The sequence below is a fragment of the Streptomyces roseicoloratus genome (genome assembly GCF_004117935.1).
GTDB lineage: Bacteria > Actinomycetota > Actinomycetes > Streptomycetales > Streptomycetaceae > Streptomyces > Streptomyces roseicoloratus.
This window is the reverse complement of sequence record NZ_SDOY01000049.1, coordinates 1-690: the sequence shown is the minus strand read 5'-3', so window position 1 is coordinate 690 and position 690 is coordinate 1. Positions and strand designations below refer to the sequence as shown.

The 690-nt window shown below is 72.9% G+C and carries 2 protein-coding genes; both read right to left on the bottom strand.

Going from position 1 to position 690, the window contains the following annotated elements; translation table 11 throughout:
- On the bottom strand, positions 1-197 hold a 197-nt coding region (locus ESG85_RS04010; protein ID WP_164986156.1), incomplete at its 3' end, for a homocysteine S-methyltransferase family protein.
- Positions 194-690: PfkB family carbohydrate kinase (locus tag ESG85_RS04005; protein ID WP_246094796.1), on the bottom strand; the 497-nt coding region annotated here is incomplete at its 5' end. The genes ESG85_RS04005 and ESG85_RS04010, both read right to left, overlap by 4 nt.

The window sequence follows — 690 nt, the reverse complement described above, 5'->3', positions numbered from 1 at the left end:
CCGACCGCGAAGTACGCCTCGTGCACCGACCGCACGATGTCCGGGCGGGTCACGTTCAGGATCTCGTTGCAGCCCTCCAGCTGCCGGAAGTCGTCCATCGTGGGGTCGGCGGCCTGGAGCATGGTGCCCATCGCCCCGTCGGCCACCACGACCCGGGTGGCGAACTCCTCGCGCAGGGACCTCCGTACGGTGCTCACGTCAGTCCCCTCAGGTGGTTGAGCAGCTCGGCGGTGCAGCCGACGCCGTACGTGGTCCTGATCCGGTCGAGGAGCACGTCGCGGTGCAGTCGGTACTCCTGGGTGCCGACGTAGTCGAGGACGGTCGCGGCGACCGCGCAGCCCAGCTGGGCCGCGCACCGCTCGGGCACGCCCCACAGCGTTCCGGCGAGGAAACCGGCCCGGAAGGCGTCGCCGACGCCGGTCGGGTCGACCACGCCGGCGACCGGCACGGCGGGCACGGCGAGCGAGGGCCTGCCCTCGCCGCGGATCCGCACGCCGGCCTCGCCGTGCGTGGTGATCCAGGTGCCGACGTGCCGCAGCACCTCGGCCTGGTCCCAGCCGGTCTTCTCCAGCAGGAGGGCGGTCTCGTACTCGTTGGTGAACAGGAAGCGGGCCCCGTCCACCAGTTCCCGCACCTGCGCGCCGTCGAGGCGGGCGAGCTGCTGCGACGGGTCGGCGGCGAACGGCACCT